The 24,176-nt window shown below is 58.9% G+C and carries 15 protein-coding genes and 3 pseudogenes; 7 read left to right on the top strand and 11 right to left on the bottom strand.

From position 1 onward, the window contains the following. Positions 1-50 precede the first annotated feature (50 nt). Positions 51-1,028 (top strand): IS5 family transposase, encoded by a 978-nt coding sequence (locus OKW28_RS26000; RefSeq protein WP_429449359.1) that lies wholly within the window; start codon positions 51-53, stop codon positions 1,026-1,028. A 143-nt stretch (positions 1,029-1,171) separates the two neighbouring features. On the opposite strand, the gene pyk is transcribed toward OKW28_RS26000, so the two are convergent. The 10 genes and pseudogenes from pyk to OKW28_RS25950 all read right to left on the bottom strand — a co-directional run. Further along, the gene (pyk, locus tag OKW28_RS25995) at positions 1,172-2,596 is read right to left on the bottom strand and encodes a pyruvate kinase (RefSeq protein WP_429450020.1); all 1,425 of its coding nucleotides are present in this window, start codon (positions 2,594-2,596) and stop codon (positions 1,172-1,174) included. 1 nt (position 2,597) lies between these two features. Then, entirely contained in the window at positions 2,598-3,890 is a 1,293-nt protein-coding gene (locus tag OKW28_RS25990; RefSeq protein ID WP_429450018.1) for a glycerate kinase type-2 family protein, read from the bottom strand. Between the two features lie 13 nt (positions 3,891-3,903). Next, on the bottom strand, positions 3,904-4,695 hold the full coding sequence (gene hyi / locus OKW28_RS25985; RefSeq protein WP_429450017.1) for a hydroxypyruvate isomerase: 792 nt from the start codon (positions 4,693-4,695) through the stop codon (positions 3,904-3,906). Positions 4,696-4,776: 81 nt separating this feature from the next. Continuing rightward, positions 4,777-6,552, bottom strand: coding sequence for a glyoxylate carboligase (gcl, locus tag OKW28_RS25980; protein ID WP_429450016.1), 1,776 nt, complete (start codon positions 6,550-6,552; stop codon positions 4,777-4,779). 400 nt (positions 6,553-6,952) lie between these two features. Continuing rightward, positions 6,953-8,593 (bottom strand): L-lactate permease, encoded by a 1,641-nt coding sequence (locus OKW28_RS25975; RefSeq protein WP_429450015.1) that lies wholly within the window; start codon positions 8,591-8,593, stop codon positions 6,953-6,955. A gap of 295 nt (positions 8,594-8,888) precedes the next feature. Continuing rightward, positions 8,889-10,139, bottom strand: a complete 1,251-nt coding sequence (gene glcF / locus OKW28_RS25970; RefSeq protein ID WP_429450014.1) for a glycolate oxidase subunit GlcF — start codon at positions 10,137-10,139, stop codon at positions 8,889-8,891. A 22-nt stretch (positions 10,140-10,161) separates the two neighbouring features. After that, positions 10,162-11,226 carry a glycolate oxidase subunit GlcE gene (gene glcE / locus OKW28_RS25965; RefSeq protein WP_429450013.1) on the bottom strand — a complete coding sequence of 355 codons (1,065 nt, stop codon included), beginning with the start codon at positions 11,224-11,226 and terminating at the stop codon, positions 10,162-10,164. Next, positions 11,226-12,239, bottom strand: a pseudogene (locus OKW28_RS25960) (FAD-linked oxidase C-terminal domain-containing protein); the annotation flags it as partial. The pseudogene OKW28_RS25960 and the gene glcE, both read right to left, overlap by 1 nt. A 181-nt stretch (positions 12,240-12,420) precedes the next feature. Then, positions 12,421-13,559: pseudogene (locus tag OKW28_RS25955) on the bottom strand (IS3 family transposase); the annotation flags it as partial. Positions 13,560-13,612: 53 nt separating this feature from the next. Further along, positions 13,613-14,101 (bottom strand): annotated as a pseudogene (locus OKW28_RS25950) (FAD-binding protein); the annotation flags it as partial. 403 nt (positions 14,102-14,504) lie between these two features. On the opposite strand from OKW28_RS25950, the gene OKW28_RS25945 reads away from it, so the two are divergent. The 4 genes from OKW28_RS25945 to OKW28_RS25930 all read left to right on the top strand — a co-directional run bounded on the left by OKW28_RS25945 (position 14,505) and on the right by OKW28_RS25930 (position 19,058). Beyond that, a complete protein-coding gene (locus tag OKW28_RS25945; protein ID WP_429450011.1) occupies positions 14,505-15,083 on the top strand; it encodes a winged helix-turn-helix transcriptional regulator in 579 nt (192 codons plus the stop codon). Between the two features lie 91 nt (positions 15,084-15,174). Then, complete coding sequence (locus OKW28_RS25940; protein WP_429450009.1) at positions 15,175-15,909, top strand: FadR/GntR family transcriptional regulator; 735 nt, start codon at positions 15,175-15,177, stop codon at positions 15,907-15,909. A gap of 485 nt (positions 15,910-16,394) precedes the next feature. After that, entirely contained in the window at positions 16,395-17,114 is a 720-nt protein-coding gene (locus tag OKW28_RS25935; RefSeq protein ID WP_429450007.1) for a YoaK family protein, read from the top strand. Positions 17,115-17,411: 297 nt separating this feature from the next. Continuing rightward, positions 17,412-19,058, top strand: coding sequence for a peptidoglycan D,D-transpeptidase FtsI family protein (locus OKW28_RS25930; RefSeq protein WP_429450005.1), 1,647 nt, complete (start codon positions 17,412-17,414; stop codon positions 19,056-19,058). Positions 19,059-19,459: 401 nt separating this feature from the next. Here the strand turns inward: OKW28_RS25930 and OKW28_RS25925 are convergent, their stop codons facing one another. After that, entirely contained in the window at positions 19,460-20,404 is a 945-nt protein-coding gene (locus OKW28_RS25925; protein WP_429450001.1) for a cupin, read from the bottom strand. A 471-nt stretch (positions 20,405-20,875) separates the two neighbouring features. Here OKW28_RS25925 and OKW28_RS25920 point away from each other — a divergent pair, with 471 nt between their 5' ends. Both OKW28_RS25920 and OKW28_RS25915 read left to right on the top strand, forming a co-directional pair. After that, positions 20,876-22,834 (top strand): FUSC family protein, encoded by a 1,959-nt coding sequence (locus OKW28_RS25920; RefSeq protein WP_429449999.1) that lies wholly within the window; start codon positions 20,876-20,878, stop codon positions 22,832-22,834. 264 nt (positions 22,835-23,098) lie between these two features. After that, the gene (locus OKW28_RS25915) at positions 23,099-24,025 is read left to right on the top strand and encodes a LysR substrate-binding domain-containing protein (protein WP_429449997.1); all 927 of its coding nucleotides are present in this window, start codon (positions 23,099-23,101) and stop codon (positions 24,023-24,025) included. Positions 24,026-24,176 lie beyond the last annotated feature (151 nt).

The raw sequence follows: 24,176 nt of genomic DNA, 5'->3' as shown, positions 1-24,176 counted from the left end.
GGCACGTCAAGCGTTATAGAGATCGGATTAAACGAGGAAGGCAGAACAGGATGAAACAGCAGACGCTGGCGATGGCAGCCGATCAAGGTGCGGGTTTCGAGACCCACCGCAAACGCACGCGGCGCGACGAGTTTCTCGACACGATGAATGCGATCGTGCCATGGTCGCAGTTGTGCGCGGTGATCGAGCCGCATTATCCGAAGCGCGGCAATGGCCGCCCGCCAATTGGTCTGGAGCGCATGCTGCGGATCCACTTCGTGCAGCACTGGTTCAATCTGGCCGACTTCGCTTGCGAAGAGGCCCTCTACGACAGCGCCAGCCTGCGTCGCTTTGCCGGAATTGACCTGGGTTGCGAAGGTGTGCCCGATGCGACGACGCTGCTCAAATTCCGGCGCCTGCTGGAGACGCACAAACTGGGCGAGCAATTGTTTGCCGAAGTCGGCCGGGTCCTTCAGGCCAGCGGCATGAAGCTCAAAAGCGGCACCATCGTGGACGCGACGATCATCGGCGCGCCGAGCTCGACGAAGAATGAGCAGAAGGCGCGCGACCCCGAGATGCATCAGACCCGCAAGGGTCGCCAATGGTATTTCGGCGCCAAGCTGCACATCGGTGTGGACAGCCAGAGCGGCCTGGCGCACAGCGCGGTGCTCACGCCCGCCAATGTGCATGACAAGCATCCACTGCCGCAATTGCTGCACGGGCAGGAGCGGCGCGTCTACGGCGACAGCGCCTATGCGAGCCAGAAGGCACTGATCCACAGCAAGGCGCCCAGGGCGCGCGACTATACCAATCAGCGCACGCGCCGTGCGGGCGGCGAAGTCGACGAGGTGCAGCGCGGCAAGAACCGCAACAAGTCGAAGATCCGGGCGCGAGTCGAACACGTCTTCGCGGTTGTGAAGCGCCTGTGGGGATTTACCAAGGTGCGCTATCGAGGGCTGGCAAAGAACGCCAACCGGGCGTTCGTCGCGCTCGCACTGGCGAACGTCTACCTGTCGCGCAAGAAACTGATGGCACCGGTACGCCCATAGTGGGCGAAAGGCGGGCAAAGTGCCCGCCCAACAGGCCTGCGAGGGCCGAAAAGCAAGGGCTTAAGCTCGGCCTCATCACTTGGCGAAGTTCAAATCGCTGACACGTCGCCGATTTACCCGCTTGTTCAGCTTTGCCTTAACGCTCACGCCATTGCATCGAGCTTAGCAATTTGCAGGAGATTGGTCGTCCCTGATTCCCCAAATGGCAATCCCGCTGCAATCACCACCGAATCACCTTGACGCGCAAAGCCTTCGCTCGCTGCCGCTTCGCAAGCGAGTTCGATCATCTCGCCGACGTCGTGTGCGTTTCTAAACGGCAACGCGTGGACACCCCAAACAAGGGCGAGTCTGCGAGCGATCAACACCGAAGGTGTCATCGCTATAATCGCTGTGGATACCCGCTCTCTAGCCGCGCGAAGGCTCGTGAATCCCGACGATGTGTACGTCACGGTAACTGCGGGCGCGATTATCCGAACGACTTGCCGTAAGGCGCAACAAATTGCGTCTGCCGTTGTTGACTGCGCCTTGGTATGTGACGCATCGATTCCGGTTCGATATTCGGGATCGCGTTCCACCCGTTCAATGATCCGATTCATGACAGACACCGCGTCCAACGGAAATCTTCCACTAGCCGATTCTGCAGAAAGCATGACAGCGTCCGCACCTATGTAAATAGCGCCCGCCACGTCGGAGGTTTCCGCTCGCGTTGGAACCGGCGAATTTGTCATCGATTCGAGCATCTGCGTTGCGACGATGACGGGCTTTCCGGCTTCCCGACAGCTTCGGACGATTCGCCGCTGCAATTCGGGGATCTGTTCCGCAGGCAATTCGACCCCAAGGTCTCCCCGTGCCACCATAATCCCATCGCAACGCTCAATGATTTCGTCGAGATGGTCAATCGCAAGCGGCTTCTCAAGCTTCGCCATGATCCACGCCCGATCGCCGATGATGGCACGGGCTTCGTCAATGTCTTCCGGGCGCTGCACGAATGAGAGTGCAACCCAGTCGACCCCGTTCTCGAGCCCGAACGAAAGGTCCTCACGATCCTTGCGGGTAAGCGGCGATATAGGCAGCATCGCGCCTGGAACGTTGACACCCTTCCTGTCCGAGATCCGACCTGCGACGATGACGGAGGTTTCGGCGAAGTCACTACCTTTCGCTTCTACACGCAGCTTCACCTTGCCGTCATCGAGCAACAACTCTGAGCCTGCTTCGATTGCGGCAAAAATTTCAGGGTGCGGCAAAGGCGCGCGTTCGCTATCGCCCGGTGTCGGATCCAGGTCGAGCCGAAACTTTTGGCCGACCGAAAGCTCCACCGCTCCGGCCTGAAATGTTCCAAGCCGAAGCTTCGGTCCCTGCAAATCCAGGAGGACGCCGATCGGCCGGCCGGATTCCTTTTCGAGGTTTCTGATGGCGGAAAGCCGTTGCAAGTGGTCTTCGTGGCTCCCGTGGCTGAAATTCAGCCTGAATACGTCAACGCCAGCATCGAATAGCCGTTGGATCATTCCACTTTCTGAGCTAGCCGGACCAAGAGTCGCGACGATTTTTGCATTGCGAGACCGCTTCATTTCAATTCTCCTGCTGATGGTCAGCGCTTTTCGGAAGTACTAGAACAGCGCGAAAGTCATTCACATTCGTCAGCGTCGGCCCACAAATGACCGAATCCCCAAGCCCTCCGAAAAAGGTGTGGCCGTCGTTGTTATCAAGACTCGCCTGTGGGTTCATCCCACTCTTCCAGGCACGGTCTAACGTATTGGGTGAGATAAAGGCCCCTGCTATCTCGTCCCGACCGTCAACACCGTCGGTATCACAGGCGATTGCATGCACCCCATCTTCCCCTTCCAGGGCAATGGCAAGCGACAAGAGGAATTCGACATTTCGTCCACCACGCCCGTCGCCCTTCACCGACACAGTGGTCTCGCCGCCGGAGAGCAAAATACATGGCGCCTTAAAGGGCTGATTACGTCGGGCGACCTGGAGAGCAATTCCCGCGATGACCTTCCCGACATCTCGTGCCTCACCTTCTATCCGGTCGCTCAATATGTAGCAAGGAATCCCTTCAGCCTTCGCAACTTCCGCCGCAGCCTCAAGCGCAATCTGTGGGGCGGTGATTATCTGATAAGCAGAACTCGTCAAAGAGGGGTTACCCGGCTTTATCGATTCTCCCGCCCCGCTCTCCAGGATTTGCATGGCGGCCAGTGGCATCGCAATGCCGTAGCGTCGGATAATGCTCAACGCGTCCGCGCAGGTCGATGGGTCAGCAACAGTTGGGCCGGATCCAATATCGACCGGCGAGTCACCGGGCACATCCGAGATCAACAGCGTCAATAGTTGCGCCGGATGACATGCGGCAGCAAGACGCCCTCCCTTTACAGACGAGAGGTGGCGACGAACGCAGTTGATTTCGCTAATCGCTGCGCCCGAATTAAGCAACGCACGGTTGATATCCTTTTTTTCTTCCAAGGTTAATGGATCAAGCGGCAAAGACAGCAGCGATGACGCGCCTCCAGACATAAGGCAAATTACGAGATCGTCTTCGGTCAGGCCGCTTACCAGGTCGAGGATGGTCCGGGTTCCGCGCAAGCCGTTAATATCGGGAACTGGATGCGCTGCTTCGACTATCTCGATCCGGCCGCATTGGACCGCGTACCCATATCGCGTTACCACCATGCCCGTCAGTTCACCAGGCCAAATCTTCTCGAGCGCACTGGCCATCGAAGCTGATGCCTTTCCCGCGCCAATCACAATCGTCCTGCCGATTGGTGGCGGTGGCAGAAACGGCGCTATGCATCGCGACGGCTGAGCAGCTTCCACAGCAGCCGAAAACATTTTGTTAAGCAACTCGCGTGGCTCGTTTTTCATTGCAGTATGAGGCTCATTTGGCATAGGACGATCGGTCGATGCTTTTCAGCCAGCCCAGGCCTTCTGCAGTCGTCGTGTGCGGCTTGTATTCGCAGCCAATGTAGCCGCCATAGCCAAGCGAATCGAGGAATTCGAACAGGAACGGGTAGTTGATTTCGCCGGTGCCGGGCTCGTTGCGGCCCGGGTTGTCGGCGAGTTGGATATGCGCGATCAACGGCAGGTTCTTCCTGATGGTCGCCGCTAGCTCGCCTTCCGTCCTCTGCATGTGATAGATGTCGTACTGCAGGAACAGATTGTCCGAGCCGGTGGCGCGGATGACGTCCAACGCTTCCGACGAACGGTTCAACGCGAAGCCTGGAATGTCATACGAGTTGCACGGCTCGACGAGCAGCTTGATGCCCTCCCGTTTCAGCGCCGTGGCGGCGAAGCGCAGGTTGTCAACAATCGTCGAACGCGCCTTGTCCGCATCCACGCCCTTCCGAATGCCGACCAGACAGTTCAGTTGCGGCACCTTCAGCGCTTTCGCGTATTCGATCGCGCGGCCGACGCCATCCTGGAACTCGCTCACGCGATCCGGCAGTGACGCGATGCCGCGTTCTCCGGCATCCCAGTCGCCGGCGGGCAGGTTATGCAGCACAAGCTTGAGGCGGTTCTGCTGCAAACGGTCGCTCAGTTCGGCAATCTTGTACGGGTACGGAAAGAGAAACTCCACCGCATTGAAGCCCACATTTGCCGCCGCGGCGAAGCGCTCGAGGAACGGGACTTCGTTGAACAGCATGGTCAGGTTGGCTGCAAATTTCGGCATGGTCCCTTTCTCTCTGGTCGGTCAGTTGTATAGCGGATCCCGGGCGAACGGAAGGTTCGCCCGGCTGATGCCCCGTCGAACTCAATCCAACAGGCTGACGGCGCTCGGCGCATCGGCACGTGTCACGGCGAGCTCTTCAAACTCGTTGATCGCGTCGATTTCGGTGCCCATCGAGATATTGGTCACACGCTCGAGAATCACTTCGACGATCACCGGCACGTTGAACTCGGCGAGCATCGACTGCGCTTTTTGCAGCGCCGGCTTCAGCTCTTCGGGCTTGAACACGCGAAGCGCCTTGCAGCCGAGACCTTCGGCGACGGCGACGTGATCGACGCCATAGCCGTTCGTCTCCGGCGAGTTGATGTTCTCGAAGCCGAGCTGCACGCAGTAGTCCATCTCGAACGCGCGCTGCGCCTGGCGAATCAGCCCGAGGTACGAGTTGTTCACGACGACATGCACGTACGGCAGCTTGAATTGCGCGCCGGCCGCGAGCTCCTCGATCATGAACTGGAAGTCGTAGTCGCCCGACAGCGCGACGATCGGCCGTTGCGGGTCGGCCGCGCGCACGCCGAGCGCCGCCGGAATCGTCCAGCCGAGCGGGCCGGCCTGACCGCAGTTGATCCAGTTGCGCGCCTTGTACACGTGGAGGAATTGCGCGGCTGCGATCTGCGACAGGCCGATCGTGCTCACGTAGCACGTGTCGCGGCCGAACACCTGGTTCATCTCTTCGTAGACGCGCTGAGGCTTCATCGGCACGTTGTCGAAGTGCGTCTTGCGCAGCATCGTGCGCTTGCGTTGCTGGCAATCGGCAACCCACGCGGCGCGATCCTTCAGCTTGCCCGCGGCCTTCCATTCGCTGGCGACTTCGACGAACAGTTCGAGCGCGGCCTTCGCGTCCGACACGATGCCGAGATCCGGGCCGAACACGCGGCCGATCTGCGTCGGTTCGATATCGACGTGCACGAACTTGCGGCCCTTCGTATAGACATCGACGCTGCCGGTGTGACGGTTGGCCCAGCGGTTGCCGATGCCGAGCACGAAGTCGGACGCGAGCATCGTCGCGTTGCCGTAGCGGTGCGAGGTTTGCAGACCGACCATGCCGGCCATCAGCGGATGGTCGTCGGGAATCGCGCCCCACGACATCAGCGTCGGGATCACCGGCACGCCGAGCGTTTCGGCGAACTTCACGAGCAGGTCTTCGGCCACGGCGTTCAGCACGCCGCCGCCCGACACGATCAGCGGCTTGTCCGCATCGTTGAGCAGCGTGAGCGCGGCTTCGATCTGCTTGCGGGTCGCCTTCGGCTTGTAGACCGGCAGCGGCTCGTACGTGTCGATGTCGAATTCGATTTCGGCGAGCTGCACGTCGATCGGCAGATCGACCAGCACCGGGCCCGGGCGGCCCGAGCGCATCAGATGGAACGCCTGCTGGAACACGCGCGGCACCAGCGCCGGCTCGCGCACGGTCACGGCCCACTTGGTGACGGGCTTGGCGATCGATTCGATATCGACGGCCTGGAAGTCTTCCTTGTACAGACGCGCGCGCGGCGCCTGGCCTGTGATAGCCAGAATAGGAATCGAGTCGGCCTGCGCGGAGTACAAACCGGTGATCATGTCGGTGCCCGCGGGGCCCGAGGTGCCGATGCACACGCCGATGTTGCCCGGCTGCGCACGCGTGTAGCCCTCGGCCATGTGCGATGCGCCCTCCACATGGCGCGCGAGCACGTGGCTGATGCCGCCGGCTTTGCGCATCGCCGAGTAGAACGGGTTGATCGCGGCGCCCGGCACGCCGAACGCGGTATCGATGCCTTCTTTTTCGAGCACCAGAACGGCGGCGTCGACGGCTCTCATCCTTGCCATGATCGTATCCTTCAGTTATTTCGTGGACGAACTACACTTCATCGATACTTTATTACTGCGTTTTAGTTTGCATAAGACCAGAAAGAATCACCTAAGTCGATATCAAATGTATTGAATAGATCGACGATTAGTGGCGCATTCAAGGAAGACGCCGCCTCAGCGGACGATGGCGCTTAAACGTTTCGGAGTGGCTGTCTACGATTGCTCACGACTCAGTGGCTACGAGAGTCGGACGTCCGGCCTGACAATCGCCAACCTTTGGCTTGATAGCGGATGCAAAGGAAGAGAACGGCATACCCGAAGTATGGCAATGCCGTTCGGTACCCATCGCAGGTCAGCCGCATCGCAAACGAGCCACTCCTGCGGCGGGCGGAAAGCCGTCTGGCGGGGCGGTATCAGGTTAATGATGCAAAGTCGGGATCATCCACGACAGCACATGCTGTTGCAGAATCACGAGCAGTCCAAGAAGGAACGTCAGAAATACGCTATGCCAGAAGGTCCGTGCGAAAACGATGCCTTCCTTCCCTTTCAATTCCGTCGTTGAAACGCCAGTCGCGATGTTTTGCGGAGAAATCATCTTCCCCATCACCCCGCCGGACGAATTGGTTGCCGCCATCAAGACTGGATCAAGCCCCAATTGTCGGGCTGCCACGACCTGCAAGTTGCCAAACAGCGCGTTGCCCGACGTATCGCTTCCGGAGAGAAACACCGCTATCCAGCCGAGCGATGCTGATACCAAGGGAAAAAATGTCCCCGTTGACGCCACGCCCAAGCCTAACGTGTAGCTCATCCCCGAATAGTTAAGCAGATACGCCAGCCCTACAATCATCATTACGGTTGCTATGGCAATCCGCGTCTGTCGCCACGTTTTGACTACGCAACCGAAAAAGTCACCCACACCAGTTCGAGTCCAAAGGGTAGTGATGATTGCCGCCAGAAGAATGGCTGTCCCGGTACCCATCGGCTGGAAATCCCAGACCGCCGCGTAAGGCTTGTTATAAAGCGTGACAAAGACGGCGTTGTGCAAGCCCGGCCACTGAACTTTGAGGTCGCCGATTGTAGCGATCTGCGCATGAACCCAGACGATGACCACTACAGAGACGACGATCCAAGGCATCCAGCCACCGTAGCCGATTCGCTTGCTGCCGGTCGCGATTTCCCCAGACCGGATCACTGCAAACGCGGGGTCCGGCTCTGGCTTCCAAACCTTGAGAAACGCGATCGTCACGATTAACGAGGTTAGCGAGGCGAGCACGTCGGTGAGTTGATAGCCCAAATAATTCGAGGTTATGAATTGCGTGAAAGCAAAACTTCCACCCGATACGACAAGGGCTGGCCACAACTTTCCGATTGAACGGATTCCACCATACATTGCAACGACATAGAACGGCAGGAGGAATGCGAAGAACGGCAGTTGTCGACCGACCATGGCAGCAAGCGTGTCCGAGGGAAGCGATGTCACCGCGCCGAGCACCGTGATCGGTACCCCAAGCGCACCAAATGCCACCGGAGCCGTATTGAATATCAGGGCGAAAGTAAGAGCCTCAAGCGTTGGAAAGCCGAGTCCGACGAGCAGCGCGCTGGTAATCGCGACCGGAGTACCGAATCCTGAAATACCCTCAAGCAAACAGCCGAATGAAAATGCGACTACAAGCAGGACAAGGCGTCTGTCGTCAGGTAAGTGATCTAGCATCCACTGACGAAACTGGTCAAAACGCCCGGACTTAACCGCAATGTTGTAAAGCAGTAGAGCGGTGAACACGATCCACATAACCGGGAGCAGCGCGAGAGCCATGCCGGCAGCAACCGAGTTGAAAGCAAGACCGGCAGGCATGCCCCAAATTGCTACGGCGATAACTAGTCCAGTGATCAGGCCCGCGAGGGAAGCCTGCCACGCAGGGCGACGCAGAATGCCAAGCATTACAAGTGCAACGACAATCGGTATTGCAGCTACCACGAACGAAAGAAGCAGTGAGTTGCTCACGGGGGTAAGCGGCTGCGTATAAATCGCACCTGCTGACAACGGAATGGCCGGATTCATTCTGTCTCCTGTTCCCGATCATTTTCGGACAACTATTCATTTGCGAACCAGTTCGACGGCGGAAAAGTGCCGTCGCATGGAGTACGTGGACGCGACACACGAAGCCACCTCGATCGCATGGGTAACGACACCTTCTTTCAGGCCGTGCATCGCGTATCTTCCCCCGTCTGAATTCAGATCCGGAGGACATGTCAAGCGGAATACTGGCGCAGAGGTTCGCCCGTGTGCGCGTGGAGCAGTCTTGAAGAGCGTTGGCGCCCGCCTTTGACACTGCGACGCCAATTGCAATTTCGGCTCAAACTCCGTGTCCGATGCGCCCTCCCGCGCGTTCCGGGAGCGACTCCTCAACGAGTTCGATCCAGTGGCGAACTGGAGTCCGGCTTGCACCGCTCAGATGCGTCTGGCAACCGATGTTGGCGGTGACGATCGTATCCGGCTTACCACTCTCGAGTGCGTTGAGCTTGTTCTCGCGAAGCTTGGCTGCCAATACGGGCTGAGTAATCGAATATGTACCGGCCGAGCCGCAGCACAGGTGAGCGTCTGGGACTGCTGTGAGATCGAAGCCCAGTTGCTGAAGAATATGTTCAACGGCCCCCCCCAGCTTCTGCGCGTGCTGCAAGGTACACGGGCAGTGAAACGCGACGCGCTGGGTTGCCCCACCTCTTAACTTGTTCAACGGCTCTGCCGCAAGAATTTGAGCAAGATCACGGGCAAGCGCGCTGACGCGCTCCGCCTTGTGAGCGTACGCTGGATCGCGCTGCAGCAATTCACCGTACTCTTTGACGAAGGCACCGCATCCACTCGCCGATATTACAATTGCTTCGGCGCCCGCTTCGATTGCGGGCCACCACGCATCGATATTCCGTTTTGCACGCTCAAGCCCAGCTGCGTGAGCCCCGAGGTGATAATCGGTTGCGCCGCAGCAACCAGCGTCCTTAGCAGGGGAAACGCTAATACCAAGTCTGTCCAGCACACGTGCAGCCGCTGCGTTCGTGTTCGGCGACAGCGAGGGTTGAACGCAGCCTTCGAGCATCAACATACGACGCTGATGCTGAGTTGGTGGCCGAAGTTTCGCTGCGACATGGCGAGGCGGAATTTTCTGCTTCACTGAAGCTGGCAACAGCGGATGCATTGCCCGCCCCGCCTTGAGCGCAGTAGCAAACACTCTTGCGCGAGGTACTACATGGCGCAAAGCAGCGCGAAGCAACCTTTCGGTTGTCGGCCGCGCAACGCGACGCTCGACCTCCGCACGGCCGATATCAAGAAGCTTGTGGTACTGCACTCCCGACGGACACGTGGTTTCGCAGTTTCGGCAACTGAGGCATCGGTCGAGATGAAGCTGCGTTTGTGCAGTGACAGGCTCCCCCTCGAGTACCTGTTTGATCAAATATATGCGCCCGCGCGGACCGTCGAGTTCGTTACCAAGCAACTGATAGGTCGGGCAGGTTGCGTTGCAGAACCCGCAATGTACGCAAGAACGGAGAATGCTCGCCGCTTCATCTGCGCGCTCGAGCTTCTTTGCTTCTTCGCTGAAATTCGTTTGCATCGGATTACTCGCTGGCAGTCGCTCAGATTTCCGCGTAGATGCGGCCCGGATTAAAGATCCCGTGGGGATCCAGCCGTTGCTTCAACTGACGGTGGTACCGCAGCAGGGGCGCAGGTAGCGGGTGAAACGGCTCATTTGTCTCATGCGAACGGAAGGCAGTCGCATGTCCACCATGGCTTTGGGCGATCTGACGCAGTTCATCTGCTGGCGCTGAAGTGGTAAGCCAGCGTTGAGCGCCCCCCCAATCCAGTAAGGTATCGCCCGGCAAATCGATAACGGGAGCGGTCGGAGGCAGCGAGATTCTCCACAACGGATCCCGCCCGTCAAAGAATGGAAGACGAAATTCGCGCAACGCTGTCCAGAAGGTGTCGTCAGCCTCCTCACCGCCAATGAGCTCGCGTGCCGCACGAACGGAGCCATTGCCCCCTTCGATACGAAGGTGAAGCATGTTCGACGTGTAGCACGCGCCGGCGATGGGCAGCCCCGAACGTCGCCACTCGGCAAGCCTGGACAGTGCATTCGCGACGTCGGTCTCAAGTTCCAGATGAACTGTCGCGCGCGGCTTCGGCAGGACTTTCAGCGAAACTTCCGTGATCAACCCGAGGCAGCCGTAGCTTCCCGTGAGCAAACGTGAAACGTCATAGCCCGCGACGTTCTTCATCACTTCGCCACCAAAACGCAGGTGCTTGCCGTTGCCAGTGATCGCGCGACAGCCCAAGACGAAATCGCGCACCGACCCGGCCCACGGACGGCGCGGGCCAGACAAACCACTCGCCACCATCCCACCAACCGTCGCAGCTCCCCCGAACGCTGGCGGCTCGCATGGAAGCATTTGACCGGCAGCATCCAGCACGGCATTTAGTTCAGCGACAGGAGTGCCAGCCCGAGCGGTAACCACCAGTTCGGTCGGATCGTAGCTGATGATGTCTCTGTGCTTGCGTGTATCGAGAGGTTCTGCATCGACTACACGTCCCAACGCCAATTTGCTGTCACCGCCGCGGATTCGAAGTGGTGTCCGCGTGCTGATGGCCTGCATCACTTGCTCAATGAGTTGCGCGCTGTTGTCGGGGTTCATATCGCGGCGCATCAGAAGCGCTCCAGTTCAGGGAAAGGAAGTTGTCCGTGATGCACGTGCATTGATCCAAACTCGGCACAACGGTGCAGCGTGGGTATGTTTTTGCCAGGGTTCAGCAAGCCGTTCGGGTCAAACGCCGCCTTCACCGCGTGGAATACGAGCAATTCGTCGCTGTTGAATTGCGCGCACATCTGATTGATCTTCTCGCGACCTACGCCGTGCTCACCCGTAATGCTGCCGCCCACTTTCACGCACAGTTCAAGGATTCGTGCACCGATCGCTTCCGCTCTATCCATCTCGCCCGGGACGTTTGCGTCAAAAAGAATGAGCGGATGCATATTGCCGTCGCCCGCGTGAAATACGTTCGCAACGCGCAATCCATATTCGATGGACAAGTCAGCAATTCCTTTTAGAACGTGAGGCAACTGCCGGCGTGGAATCGTGCCATCCATACAGTAATAATCTGAAGAGATTCGACCGACAGCGGGAAACGCATTCTTTCGTCCTGCCCAGAATTTCTGACGCTCGGCTTCGTCCTTCGCGTGACGCACATCGGTTGCGCCCGCCATACGCAAGATCGCATCGACGCGCTCCACGTCCTCCTCGACGTCCGACTCAGATCCGTCGAGTTCGCATAGAAGGACTGCTTCAGCCTCGACCGGGTAACCAGCACGGATAAAGTCCTCGGCAGCCCGGATGGCGAGGTTGTCCATCATTTCAAGACCCCCGGGAATAATTCCATCGCCGATAATCTTTGCCACTGCGGCACCGGCGCGTTCGACATCGTCAAAACTGGCGAGCAACACCTTCGCGCTTTGCGGCTTCGGAAGCAGCTTGACCGTAACTTCGGTCACGATTCCGAGCATCCCTTCCGAGCCAGTAAAGAGCGCCAACAGATCAAATCCAGCGCTATCCAGGGCCGCGGAACCCAACGTCAGACGCTCACCCTCAATAGTCAAAATCTCAACTTTCAGGATGTTGTGAACGGTCAGACCGTATTTGAGACAGTGCACGCCGCCAGCGTTTGAGGTTGACCCGGTTCGACGGACGGATTTGCAGCCTGCGATTTGATGCGATCTAACCTCCGTTGAGTGTTGAGTCGCGGGTTGTCCACGGGCGGGCGGCGGGTCGCCTCTCACGACCATGACGCTGCCCGCCGGTGGACAACCCGCAAGGCGATACGGTTTGCCTTTTAACGTTGAGGTTTTCGAATTCAAGCGGCGAACGATAGCCAATGCCGCTGTGTAAGCGGCGTACGTTGTACCAGCCCTCCAGGAACCAGAAGATGCGTTGCCGGGCCTGTTCACGAGTCGCAAAGAGTTCTCGCGAGAGTAGCTCCGCTTCAAGCGTGCCGAAGAACGATTCGCACATCGCGTTGTCGTACGCGTCGCCGGCCGTCCCCATCGACGGTTGCACACCGGCTTCGCGGCAGCGCCGTCCGAATGCAATAGAGGTGTATTGGCATCCCTGGTCCGAATGTAGAATTACGCCCTCGTGGCGTCGCTGCAGCAACGCCATATCGAGTGCGCGCAGCATCAGTTCGGTGTACAGATGGCTTGACATCGCCCAGCCTACAATTCGGCGACTGAACACGTCGAGGACTACGGCCAGATACAGAAACCCCTCGCCAGTCGGGATGTAGGTGGCGTCCGCCACCCACAGCATGTTTGTCGCCTCCGCGCAGAAGTGCCGACGCACCAGATCCGGAGCGCGCCGAGCCCCCGCGCGTTGCCGCGTGGTGTGTGGCCAGCGCCGCCGGCTCGCACCATGCAGGCCGGCCAGGTGCATCAGACGTGCGACCCGCTTGCATCCCACATGCACGCCTTCCCACGCGAGCTGCGCATGGATACGTGGCGCCCCATATGTGCCGCGTGAATTCGCATGCAGCGTGCGGATGCGCTCGAGCAGTTGCGCATCGCTACACGAGCGTTTCGATGGCTCACGCACCAGCCATGCGTAGTAGCCGCTCGCGGAGACCCTGAGCAGCCGTGCCATCGTGGCAATGGGCCACCTGGCCCGGTTCGCTCTCATGAATCCGTACCGCCCTTCGGCGGAACGGCTCCCGTCTCCCTCGCGAACCAGGCCGCGGCCTGCGAGAGAATGTCCCTTTCCATCTTCAGTTGCCGGTTCTCGCGACGCAACCGTGTGAGTTCCTGCCGCTCGGCCGTGGTCAGCCCGTCGTGACGCACACCCGCATCGCGATCGGCCTGCGCGACCCAGTTGTTGATCGTCTGTTCGGTCGGCTCGAACTCGCGCGCCAGATCCTCAGGCGTTCTTCCGGCCTTAACCAGCTCGACCATGTGAGCCCGGAATTCCACAGGGTATGGGGTACGATGCCTGCCCATTTCGACACCTCCTGATCAAAAGCATAGGTGTCCGTTTTCGCGGGTCAACTTCAGTTCTCGGCCACATTGCCGCCAATCGAACATGCGATCTGGGACGACGGGTCAGGGGCATAGTAAAGGCCGTACGGCGCCGCTGCTTGTGAAATTGCGAGATTGCGGACGCCCGGCTGCACCCGCGCCGTACAAGCATCTACGTCGAATTCGATGATCTTGTTGAAGCGGGCCATCACGAGCAATATCCCTTTCTCAAGAGGCATCGCACCTCCCGAAAGTCCCGTGCCTGCTCCCCGGGCAACTATCGGTATCCGGCGCCGGGCAGCGTACTTCAACAATTGCTCGACCTGCTCAATCTTGTCGGGCAGAGCAACAAGCATTGGCGCGCATCGATACGCTGAAAGCCCGTCGCATTCAAAGGGCCGCATGCTTTCTTTGGAGTCCAGCAATTCCATGTCCGGCAGCAGGGTCCGGATCTCCCTTACGAGCGTGTCCCTGTCGTGCGACGGAAGAACACCGTCGATCACTTCGTCGTAGAGGTAGCTCATTGCCCATACCCCGCCGTCATTGCTTGACAACAGGTGGCGCAAGTACTCGGCGCGTGGACGGGAGGCTCAATCGGCCTGACGAGCGGATGATGGAATTTCTGTGACATTTCGTCTCCTTCACATCGCAGCCCTCGCATAGCGCACGCAGAGCTCCGACCCTATGGTTCTGTTTTGGTCTGTTGGCCGACTGGTCGACCACCCGACCAGACGAATCGTAGTCGCGTGCACCGACCGTGGAAACGCGTGGAAACCCTAAAAACGGCACGTCGCGCCAGAAATGAAACCAGCGCCCTAGACGGCGAATTGCGAGTCAGGTGCCCGCCACAACGGATGACTACGTGGAAACAACCAGGAACTTGACCATCAAAATTCGAGATGACTCGGAGGCCGACGTTAGGACCTAATGCTTGATTTCCTTACCGCCCCAACCAAGTCCCCCCGCCCGTCGATCGCCCGTAGCGGCCCCCGACGGATCGATTGGTCCGGCACCCGGAGCATTGACGAACGACCACACTGCCTTTACAGTTCCCGGAGTGATCAAACCTCCTTACTGGACCATACTACCCTTATGGTTACTGAACCGAACCGTCATCCGAAGACCTCGTATACCGGGACCACTTCAGAGCGGGACACGTTTGCGCGCGATGTCCTTGAACGCGTTACCTCGAAGTGGCCACTGAAAGTACTTCAGGTAGTCGCCGAAACAGACCAACCACTACGATTCTCGAGGGTTCTCGAGCAGGTCGACGGTATAAGCCAAAAGATGTTGTCCCAAACCTTACGAACGTTAGAGAGGGAAGGACTGGTCACGCGCACTGTATTCGCGCAGATTCCTCCACGCGTCGAATATGAAGCAACCAAGCTCGGCCGCGATTTGCTCGGTGAAATCGTTCCGGTTTGTCGCTGGATTGCGGCCCGGGAGTCGGCGTTTGTAGCAGCGAGAGCAACGTTCAGTTATCCGATGAAACCAGGCGAAAGTTGAAGCGTTGATCGCATTCACGACCAGAACTTCCCGCATGAATCAGGCGGGAAGTTGAACCAAAAAATCTAGAGACGCGAAGGAGCCGGCGTAGATGTCTTTTTCCCCAATCACCCCACCACCCCGATTCCGCCTGTCCGACGCCGTCTGCGATCAACTCGAACAACTGATTGTTGACGGGACACTGCGAGCGGGAGAATCGCTACCATCGGAGCGCGACCTGGCGCAACGTTTGAACGTATCTCGCCCGTCGTTACGAGAAGCATTGCTCCGACTGGAAGGTAGCAAACTGATTCAATCCAGGACGGGAGGCGGATATGTCGTCGCAAACTCCAGTTCGCCCCTCATCGCGGACCCGTTGGCGCACTTGATAGCGCGCCACCGCAAGGCGGCGGGAGATATTCTGGAAATGCGTGAAGGACTGGAAGCCGTGACAGTCGAGTTGGCAGCCACACGCGCGACGAAATCCGATATCCGGCAGGTCAAAGATGCCTTGAACGCCCTCGAATCGGCGTTTACCAGGCAGAACCCATACGCCGTGCACGCTGGGCAAACATCGCTGCCGCTGCTTGATGCCGCTTTCCATTTGCGAATTGCCGAGGCTACTCACAACATCGTCCTCGTTCATGTGATGCATGGTCTGTACAACCTCGTACAGAAATCGATTGAAGAAACCTACTCAACATTCGAGAAAAGAGACGCAGACTTGTCGCATCTGATGGAACAGCATCGGCATATCTACGATGCTATTGAGCGTCACGACCCAATTGCCGCACGCAACGCGCTAGTCACCCATCTTGGCTTTATCCGGGAAAACGCTTCCCGCTAGGAAGAGCGTCTTCCGACTCACTGGCCCGAGGACCGCCGAAAAGCATCCGCTGAAGAATTCGCAAGGATGCTAAAGCTTAAGTACCTGCGCCAAATTCGGCGAGTGTACCAACGCTGTTCAGTCGAGATCCTCCCAACCACATGCGACTGCAGCAACTCGCCTATCACATACGACGCTGGCGACGGGCATGGAAGCGGCAACGTGTTCTGCCTCCCCAAGCGCCATGTCACAAAACCCACGCCGCCATGTTTGATGGCCTAATGACCTGCATGCACTTCTACAGGCGGGCCGTCGAGGTAAGCCCTTTCCCGCAAATCTGATTTCCCGGCAGAGAGCTTCTTGTGACGTGAGTCACATCGGTATCCTTTGCGTGTCCGCTGTCATGCTTGACGCACATCAACACAAGCCAAGGCGGAAAACACCTGGTCTCTTTCGAGCATCGCGGATCGATGCGTCACCACGCCAGAAATAGGGATCTCCAGCAAATGCCTCTAGACCAGACCGTCCTGTCGTCACGTCACGAACTGCGTTTGGCCTGGTCGCTCGCGGCAGTCGCCGGCTTTCTCAATGCGACGGGCTTTTGTGTCGCGGGTATTTTCTCGGGCAACATGACTGGCAATGTGACGTCATTGGCAGACAGGATCGCCACAGGCGACCCGCGTTCGGGGCTCTCACTCCTCGTGATCATCGTGCTCTTCATTGTGGGAGCGATGCTTTCTGCGCTTCTTCTCGAGTTTCGCGGTGCAGGTAACCGGGCGCACGCGTGCGCGATCATCTTCATGGCGGAAGCCGTGTCGCTTGTGGTTCTCGCAGTTATAGACGTGAAGGTTCACACTGCAAGCGGCCTGGTGCTCGTTTTCGGACTGAGTTTTCTCATGGGTTGCCAGAACGCAACCGCCGCCGTCGTTTCCAATTTCCGGGTGCGCACTACTCATTTTTCGGGCACATCGACCGATATCGGAGTGAAACTCGGTCTTATCTTCGCTCATGCACTTCAGAGGAATAAGCTGCCTGATCGGGTTGAGCACTTCCACGAACTGAAAGCCAAAGCGCTGACGATGGCAGCATTTTGCGTGGGTGGCATCGCAGGTGTGATCTCCTATAGCGTGGCCGGAAAAATGAACCTACTTATATCCGCGCTCGGGATCGTTTTTCTCTCGATCCCGCCGCTCGTCGTTTCGCGCAGCCCGCAGGTATCAGCGTAGTTTTGCAATGCCTGTGGCAGCGTCAACCACATGCCCAATTCGAGCAACGTATTGTCGCGTCCAACCCCGTAGGTTCCGGACTTTCTATTCTTCTGACTCCGCACACCCGCTCCCTTCTTTGCCGAACCCGTCTTTCGACAGCACAAGCAAAGAAATTCCCGGTGTGTCGGCGGATCGTCGATCGCTTCGGAAATCACACTCACTAGCTATTAGATGCCGCGAAACGTCACTTTCAATCAAACGCCACTCGTGAAGGCAAACGTTTCCCGCGGACGGTCGACGCTAGTGATGATTTTCATGTCGATCGCGTTTGGGTCCTGCGCGGCCCGTGCCTTCTGGATTCAGGTTATCGATCGCAAGTTCTATGAAAAGGAAGGCGCCTCGCGAGTTGAAAACATCATCGACGTTGGCGCTGAACGCGGAAAGATAATAGACAGGAACGGGATGGTGCTGGCTACAAATGTTCTCGTGAAGTCCATCTGGGTCGATCCTAAGGAAATTCCCGAAGACCTTGAACCCGGCAAACTTGCGATGCTGTCGCGGCTACTCGACATGCCTGCGCAGCAGATCACCGCACAATTCGACAGGGACAAAACATTCGTCTACCTGAAGCATCAGGTACCCCTTGGCGAGGCTGACAAAATCAAGTCTCTGGGCATCCCGGGAATCTACCAGACTACGGAGTACAAGCGTCTATACCCTGAAGAGGAAGTTACCGCACAACTGGTCGGCTTTACCCGCATCACGGGTGAGGGCGAAGACGGCGTAGAGCTTGCCCAAGACGCGAAGCTTGGAGCCGTGGACGGCACCAAGTTGGTCATTCGCGATAGAGTGGGACGCGTCGTCGAAGATCTGGGGAACGTGAATGCTGCACGTCCTGGCGTCGACGTCCAGCTTGCCCTCAACGGCAGTATCCAGTACAGCGCCTTCAACGCGCTGCGCTCAGCCGTCATCAGTAGCAACGCGCAGGCCGGCTCCGCAGTTGTCGTCGATGGCCATACCGGCGAGATTCTGGCTCTCGCAAATTATCCGAGCTACGACCCGAACGATCGTTCCTTGCTACAAGGGCCTGCGTTGCGTAACCGTGTGGTGACGGACGTATTCGAACCGGGTTCGATATTGAAACCGTTTACGGTCTCACTAGCTCTCGACCTGCGCCGGGTTTCGCCTGATTCGCTCGTGGAGACGAACCGAACGTTCTCCTTGGACGGAGCCACCATCACGGACGACGCAAATTTCGGCACTTTGACTGTTGCTGGGGTGATCCAGAAGTCAAGCAATATCGGCGCAACGAAAATAGCCCTAACGATGAAGCCCGAGGAAATGTGGAAGATGTACACTGCCCTCGGATTCGGGCACGCTCCAGACCTCGGTTTCCCCGGCGCTGGTGTCGGCATCGTGAGCCCGTGGCGAAAGTGGCATCGCATCGAGCAGGCGACGATGTCCTACGGATACGGCGTGTCCGTATCGCTAATCCAGCTCGCGCACGCCTACACGGTCTTCGCGAACAACGGCAGGCTCGTGCCGCTTTCGCTGTACAAGACGGACGAAGCGTCCATCAAAGGTACGCAGATTTTCACAGAGCACACAACGGATGAAGTCAGGGTAATGCTGGAGAGTGTGGTGGCGAAAGGCGGTACTGCTCTTCAGGCCGAAGTCCCTGGATACAGCGTCGGGGGAAAGACAGGAACGGCCTATACCGCCACCCGCCACGGATATGAGAGGAACGCCTACCGCGCATCGTTCGTGGGGGTTATTCCGATCAGAAACCCGAAGCTCGTGATTGCTGTTTCGATCGACAAGCCCAAAGGCGCGAAGCACTATGGCGGTGACGTTTCAGGACCTGTATTCGCCGAGATTGCGCAGGCAGCGATGCGCGTGCTCAACGTCCAGCCGGACGAGCCCGTGACCGAAGCGGCCCATCCAGAGCCGTTGTTGAACTAGCGTGGCGTGAGAAAAAGCTCGCGTACGACGATGGTGCTTAGCTGCCGGTTGCCGGAGGATCCCACGGTCATACGATATGGACCAGTTCACCCGTGGAATCTTGAATTACGAGGGGCCGGCTTCACGGCATAAGGACGCCCTTGCGATTACTCGACGAAACCCGGGGGCAGCAAAAAGGCGGAGACTTTTGGTCTCCGCCAGACTTTGGGCTGGTTAGCCCCCTCGTGTCGTCGGTTGTTCCGGATGCTTTGCGGTGAGCAAGTTCTGCCAACGGCACATCGCGTGCCGCGACACCTCGAATCCAGAGACCGCGTGCGCTGCGTCTGTTGCGATGAAACGCTGACCGCCTTGTTCCGTCAAGACGCGCACACGCAACCCGGAGCAAGGCACCCGGTGCCCACTCAATGTGCGAACTGGATATCCAGCGAACGCAGATACGTCTGAAGACCCGCGTCCTGGATTGGGATCACGTAGCCGTTTTCCCCGGACTCATTGAAGTGTGAGTGCCAGTAGCCCGGCGGCGTGACGAAAGCCATACCTGGTTCCCAGTCGACGCGCTCCGGGTTGACGATGTTGCCCTGCTCATCCAGTTCCGTTCCGACAAGCGTATAGCAACCGGGCTTGCACTCCGAAATGAAGTCGAGCGCGATCGACTGGTGGCGGTGTGGCTTTTGCACCGTGTTCGGCGCAATAACGCCAAACATTGCCCACATGGTGTGGGTCACCGTGCGAGTCTGCGGAAATTTCGCGTTGCCAAGCAGAATGCTGACGCGACTGCGCTGACCGGCGCCCGGTGCTCCAGCGACCTTCAGTAGTTCCTGTTCGGCGCGGACTGCGGGGTAAAGCGTCGGCGAAAAGCGCGCTTGCCCGACGTCCGCACCCAGATAGGCGAGCAACGGCGCATCGTTGACGTAGTAGAGCCGCGCGGTCGAGTCAGCCGTCAGCACTGCTTCTGCGCCACCGGGAAGCGCAAAAAAATCCCCCTTGGCGAACTGGAATGAAGTCTTTGGCTGTACTACGGCGCCCGAGCCTTCCAGAACGTAAAAAACCTGCGAAGTCGCGTTCGGGTTCAATGAAACCTTCTCGCCTGCGAGAATACGCACGAAGTTGGCGATCAGCCCAGGACCGGTAGCGGGGCCCTCGCAACGCAGTTCAGCAGACAGGTCAAGCGGCACTACACGCGTCGGACCGCTGTCGTAAAGCGAGGTCAGGAAAGAACGATACGGAACTCGCGAAATCAGCTTCGCGCCGATCGGATTGGCCGACGAAGTGTATTCGAAGTATTGAGCGCCTTGAGTCACTTCATCATCGAGCTCAAGCGTTGAAGCGAGGGTTTTGTCCAGCATGGAACACCTCCAGAAAGTGGACTAGTGAAGAACAGCACACTTATGCGCGTGAGATAGGGCGTTGCGCAAAAGGTTGATGTCACTATAGGAGCAAATTCTCGTGGCTAGAATCGCGCGCACCAAAAATCACCTTTGCAAAGAAGGGATAACTTCGGCCCTGTTCTTCCCGCAAAATTGAAACCTCGCGATAAACGCTCATCAGTTGGCCGAGAACACGTAGCCGTTGTCGTTCCGTTAGGCCTGACACCCGCGGCATCTGGTACGCTCGCCTGGTCTTAGCCATGACGTGTGTGCGTCGCCATCAGTGAAGAGGAGCGTCGCGTGATCCTTTCTATCTTTCGTCGCCTGCCGCATCGAAACCAGGCCTTCTTTCGCAATCTCGCGCGTCAGCGCCCCGCGTGGATGGTTTCTTTCGCCATCGAGGAAGCAAGCCTGTCCGAGGGCCTCCGGGCAGCTAGCGCGTCGACCGCGATGCTGCTCGTCGGACAGATTTTGCATAACCCTCTTTTCTCCTGGGCCGCGATCGGCGCGTTCTGGACGTGCCTCGCCGATGCGGCTGGTTCGTCGCGCCGCCGTTTCGCGTCGATGATGGGATTCGCCGTGCTCTCCACCGTGTGTGGCGGCCTGACAGCGCTTGCCTCAGGCGCGGGCGCATTCGCGGCCTGCGCCGCGGTGCTAGCCGTCTCGTTCTGCGCCGGGCTTGCCTCCATCTGGTCGCCCGCCGCCTATCAGCTCGCGCTCGTGACGGCGACCACCTGCATCGTCATGGTGGATAGTCCGATGCACAGCATCAGCGGCGGTGCCCCGCTACTCGGTATCTACCTGAGCGGTTGCCTCGTGGCGACCGTCCTCAGCTTTAGCATCTGGCGCATTCACCCGTTCGGACCAAGCCGTTATGCCGTCCGGCTCGTGTATCAGCATCTGTCCGATTCGGCACGCGATATTGCCTCGCTGGCCACTGATCCCGCCGCCACACGCGCCGATTGGACGCGGCACGCGACCGAATTTCGCGCAATGGTCCGGCAGTCGCTGGAAGCCGCACGCAAAGCGCTGATCAGTTTGCCCCAGTCGCGCGTAGAAGGACGCCAGTTGTTCGGCGATCTGCAACTCGCCCTCGACGACGCCGACCAGATCCTAGTCAGCCTGATCGTCGTCTCAACGGCGGCCGACAATGCGTTGATTCCCGGAAACGCTCCGTGCCGGCCTGGGCAAGACCGCGCAGTACGGCTCGCACGCTGCCTCGGCCTGCTCGCAGAAGTGCTTGCCCGCATCGCGTTGGTCCTTGAAAAGCCGCTTTCGCCGTTCCCGTATCAACTGCGGGCGCGCCTGCCGACAATCGCCCGGCGACTCGAACAGGCCATGGATCATTCGCTCTCCATCCGCCTTTTGTCAGTCAACGCGCAGCGCTATCCGCCCGCAGCAACGGAACAGGACTGGTGGCGCGCCACGCTCGGCACCACGCGCAACGCGCTCAAAACGCTGCGGGCGAACCTGCGGCCTGGTTCCCCCGGCCTGCGCCACGCAGCGCGGCTTTGCCTGGCGACGACGTCCGCGTTCGTCGTCGTGCGAAGCTTTCACATTCCGTTTGGTTATTGGGCAACCATGGCGACACTGTTCGTGCTGCAACCCGCTAGCGGCACGACACTGTCCAGAAGCCTGGAACGCGCGGCCGGAAGTGCGGCTGGCGCCGCGCTCGCCGCGGTGATCGGGCTTATTATCCACAGCCCGCTTGCGATCTCGTTGGTCGTCTTCCCGCTGGTGTGCCTTACGATGGGACTACGGCGCGTCAGCTATAGCTTGTATGTCGTGTTCCTTACCCCATCGTTCGTGCTGGTCGCCGATTTCGCCAAGCCGGCGAACGAGTTCATGTACGCACTCGACCGACTCGGAAACAACCTGCTCGGCTGTCTGGCCGCAGTGCTCGCTACCTGGATCGTCTGGTCAGCGAAAGGCGGCGAAAGTCTCGGCGACGCCGTTGAGCGCGCGGTCGAAACCAACCTCGCGTATCTGGCCGCTGCGGCAGGAATTTCGCATCGATGCGACGGTGAGATCGAGGCACTGCGGCGCGCCGCGGGCCTCGCAAGCACACACGCCGAGGAGATTTATCGACGCAGTTGGCCAAGCCGCACGCCTCAGCGACGCAAGACCGTTGCGACGCTCTCGCTGCTGCGGCGGATTCTGGGAACGGCAGCCGTTGTCCGGGACTCGCCAATTCCGGCGGGAGGAAGTGCGCCGTTCCGTGATTTTCTCTGCACCGCTATCGACAAGATCCACGCACAGGCACACACGAGCACCGACGCGCCACCAAGTATTCCACGTGACATTCGGCTGCGTCCCATCGAGTATGAATTGCTGCGCCAGTTAATGGAACTGTGGACGCTGCGGCGCACCATCGTCGTGAAAGAGCGCGAAGGCGAGCCGGTAACCTAGCGGATACACCAGCCCTTCGGTTGCCTTGCCGACAAGGGTGCGAGGCCCTGTCATTCCCATTGCAGCTCGCGACCAAACCTTGCGTGGAGCCCAAAACAGCAACCCGCGTCCATGTGTTCGGAGCGCGTCGCCATTCGTACCATCAGCTCACGCCCAGTACAGTAGAATATTCAGCCCCCAGGCGATTGCCCGAGCTGCATGCGTGACTCGAGAGTGCGGCAGGTATTGGGCAACAACCTCGACTAGCTATCCCGGAAGCGGACCATGGACTACTTCTCTGCAATACGCGCTTTTCTTCATGCGGCGGAGCTCGGAAGTTTCAGCAAGGCGGCAGATAAAGTTGGGATTAAGACGTCTACCGTTTCGCGCTATATCAACGAACTGGAACGGGATCTGGGAATCGCGCTTTTCAATCGATCGACGCGAGGCCTGGTGACCACCGAAGGGGGACGGGTCTTCAGGGAACACGCGCTCATCGTCATCAAGAGCCTGGACGAAGCACGCGAAATCACAGCATCACTCAACACGTCCCCGCGCGGGCTCCTGCGCGTTACGATGCCGACATCATTTGGGCGCAGACATGTGATACGCCATCTGCCGGATTTCATGGATCGCTACCCCAAAATCGATATCGATGCGGTCGTCACCGACGACGTCCTGAACATCATTGATTCGGGCATCGACCTCGCGATCAGAATTGGTGTTCTCCCGGATTCGCAATTGATGGCGCGGCAACTGGCAGTACATCGAAGGATTGTATGTTCGAGCCCCGCCTATCTGGCACAGCACGGCACCCCAGCGTCTCCAGAGGAACTTGCAAGCCACACGACGCTACGCATGCCGCTTGCGCCAGACGACACATGGTTTTTCGTCAACCGCACGCATCGCACGGTCCCTCGAGAAGAATCTGTGCGACTCCAGAGCCGCTTGCGTGTCAACGATACCGAAGCGGTACTGGATCTCGCCATTGCCGGCCGCGGCATAGCCCTGCTACCCACCTGGGCCATCGGCCCCGCTTTCCGGAAAGGCAAGCTGGTGCAGATCCTTCCTGAGTGGGAAGCCCAGCCTACGCGCGCGGGGCCTGCGGTATGGGCCGTCTATCCCCCCAAGAAGACTGTGTCATCAAAGGTACGGGCGTTTCTCGACTTCTACGCAGCGATATTCGGTCAGGAAGGCTACTGGGAAAGCTGAACGGCCTCGGCCGTGACCCATGCGCGTTGACAGGCTCCGCCCCGGGTCAATCTCCGCGAGCAGCATGACCGCCGCGAATTCTGGCGGCCCTATCATCAAAAGCGAATGGCGCGCTGTGCAGACCACTTCGAGCGGTCACAGTCGCGTCTGC

It is taken from the genome of Paraburkholderia sp. 40 (assembly GCF_050434105.1).
Lineage (GTDB): Bacteria > Pseudomonadota > Gammaproteobacteria > Burkholderiales > Burkholderiaceae > Paraburkholderia > Paraburkholderia tuberum.
This window is presented reverse-complemented; position numbering and strand designations above follow the sequence as displayed.

Excerpts from the sequence above, each read along its gene's own strand:
- glcE (WP_429450013.1), bottom strand. The coding sequence starts at position 11,226 with ATGCGCCGCGATATGAACCCCGACAACAGCGCGCAACTCATTGAGCAA.
- OKW28_RS25915 (WP_429449997.1), top strand. The coding sequence starts at position 23,099 with ATGGACTACTTCTCTGCAATACGCGCTTTTCTTCATGCGGCGGAGCTC.
- glcF (WP_429450014.1), bottom strand. The coding sequence starts at position 10,139 with ATGCAAACGAATTTCAGCGAAGAAGCAAAGAAGCTCGAGCGCGCAGAT.
- gcl (WP_429450016.1), bottom strand. The coding sequence starts at position 6,552 with ATGGCAAGGATGAGAGCCGTCGACGCCGCCGTTCTGGTGCTCGAAAAA.
- OKW28_RS25920 (WP_429449999.1), top strand. The coding sequence starts at position 20,876 with ATGCTGCTCGTCGGACAGATTTTGCATAACCCTCTTTTCTCCTGGGCC.
- OKW28_RS25975 (WP_429450015.1), bottom strand. The coding sequence starts at position 8,593 with ATGAATCCGGCCATTCCGTTGTCAGCAGGTGCGATTTATACGCAGCCG.
- OKW28_RS25990 (WP_429450018.1), bottom strand. The coding sequence starts at position 3,890 with ATGAAAAACGAGCCACGCGAGTTGCTTAACAAAATGTTTTCGGCTGCT.
- hyi (WP_429450017.1), bottom strand. The coding sequence starts at position 4,695 with ATGCCGAAATTTGCAGCCAACCTGACCATGCTGTTCAACGAAGTCCCG.
- OKW28_RS25940 (WP_429450009.1), top strand. The coding sequence starts at position 15,175 with ATGTCTTTTTCCCCAATCACCCCACCACCCCGATTCCGCCTGTCCGAC.
- OKW28_RS25930 (WP_429450005.1), top strand. The coding sequence starts at position 17,412 with ATGTCGATCGCGTTTGGGTCCTGCGCGGCCCGTGCCTTCTGGATTCAG.
- OKW28_RS26000 (WP_429449359.1), top strand. The coding sequence starts at position 51 with ATGAAACAGCAGACGCTGGCGATGGCAGCCGATCAAGGTGCGGGTTTC.
- OKW28_RS25945 (WP_429450011.1), top strand. The coding sequence starts at position 14,505 with ATGCTTGATTTCCTTACCGCCCCAACCAAGTCCCCCCGCCCGTCGATC.
- OKW28_RS25925 (WP_429450001.1), bottom strand. The coding sequence starts at position 20,404 with ATGCTGGACAAAACCCTCGCTTCAACGCTTGAGCTCGATGATGAAGTG.
- pyk (WP_429450020.1), bottom strand. The coding sequence starts at position 2,596 with ATGAAGCGGTCTCGCAATGCAAAAATCGTCGCGACTCTTGGTCCGGCT.
- OKW28_RS25935 (WP_429450007.1), top strand. The coding sequence starts at position 16,395 with ATGCCTCTAGACCAGACCGTCCTGTCGTCACGTCACGAACTGCGTTTG.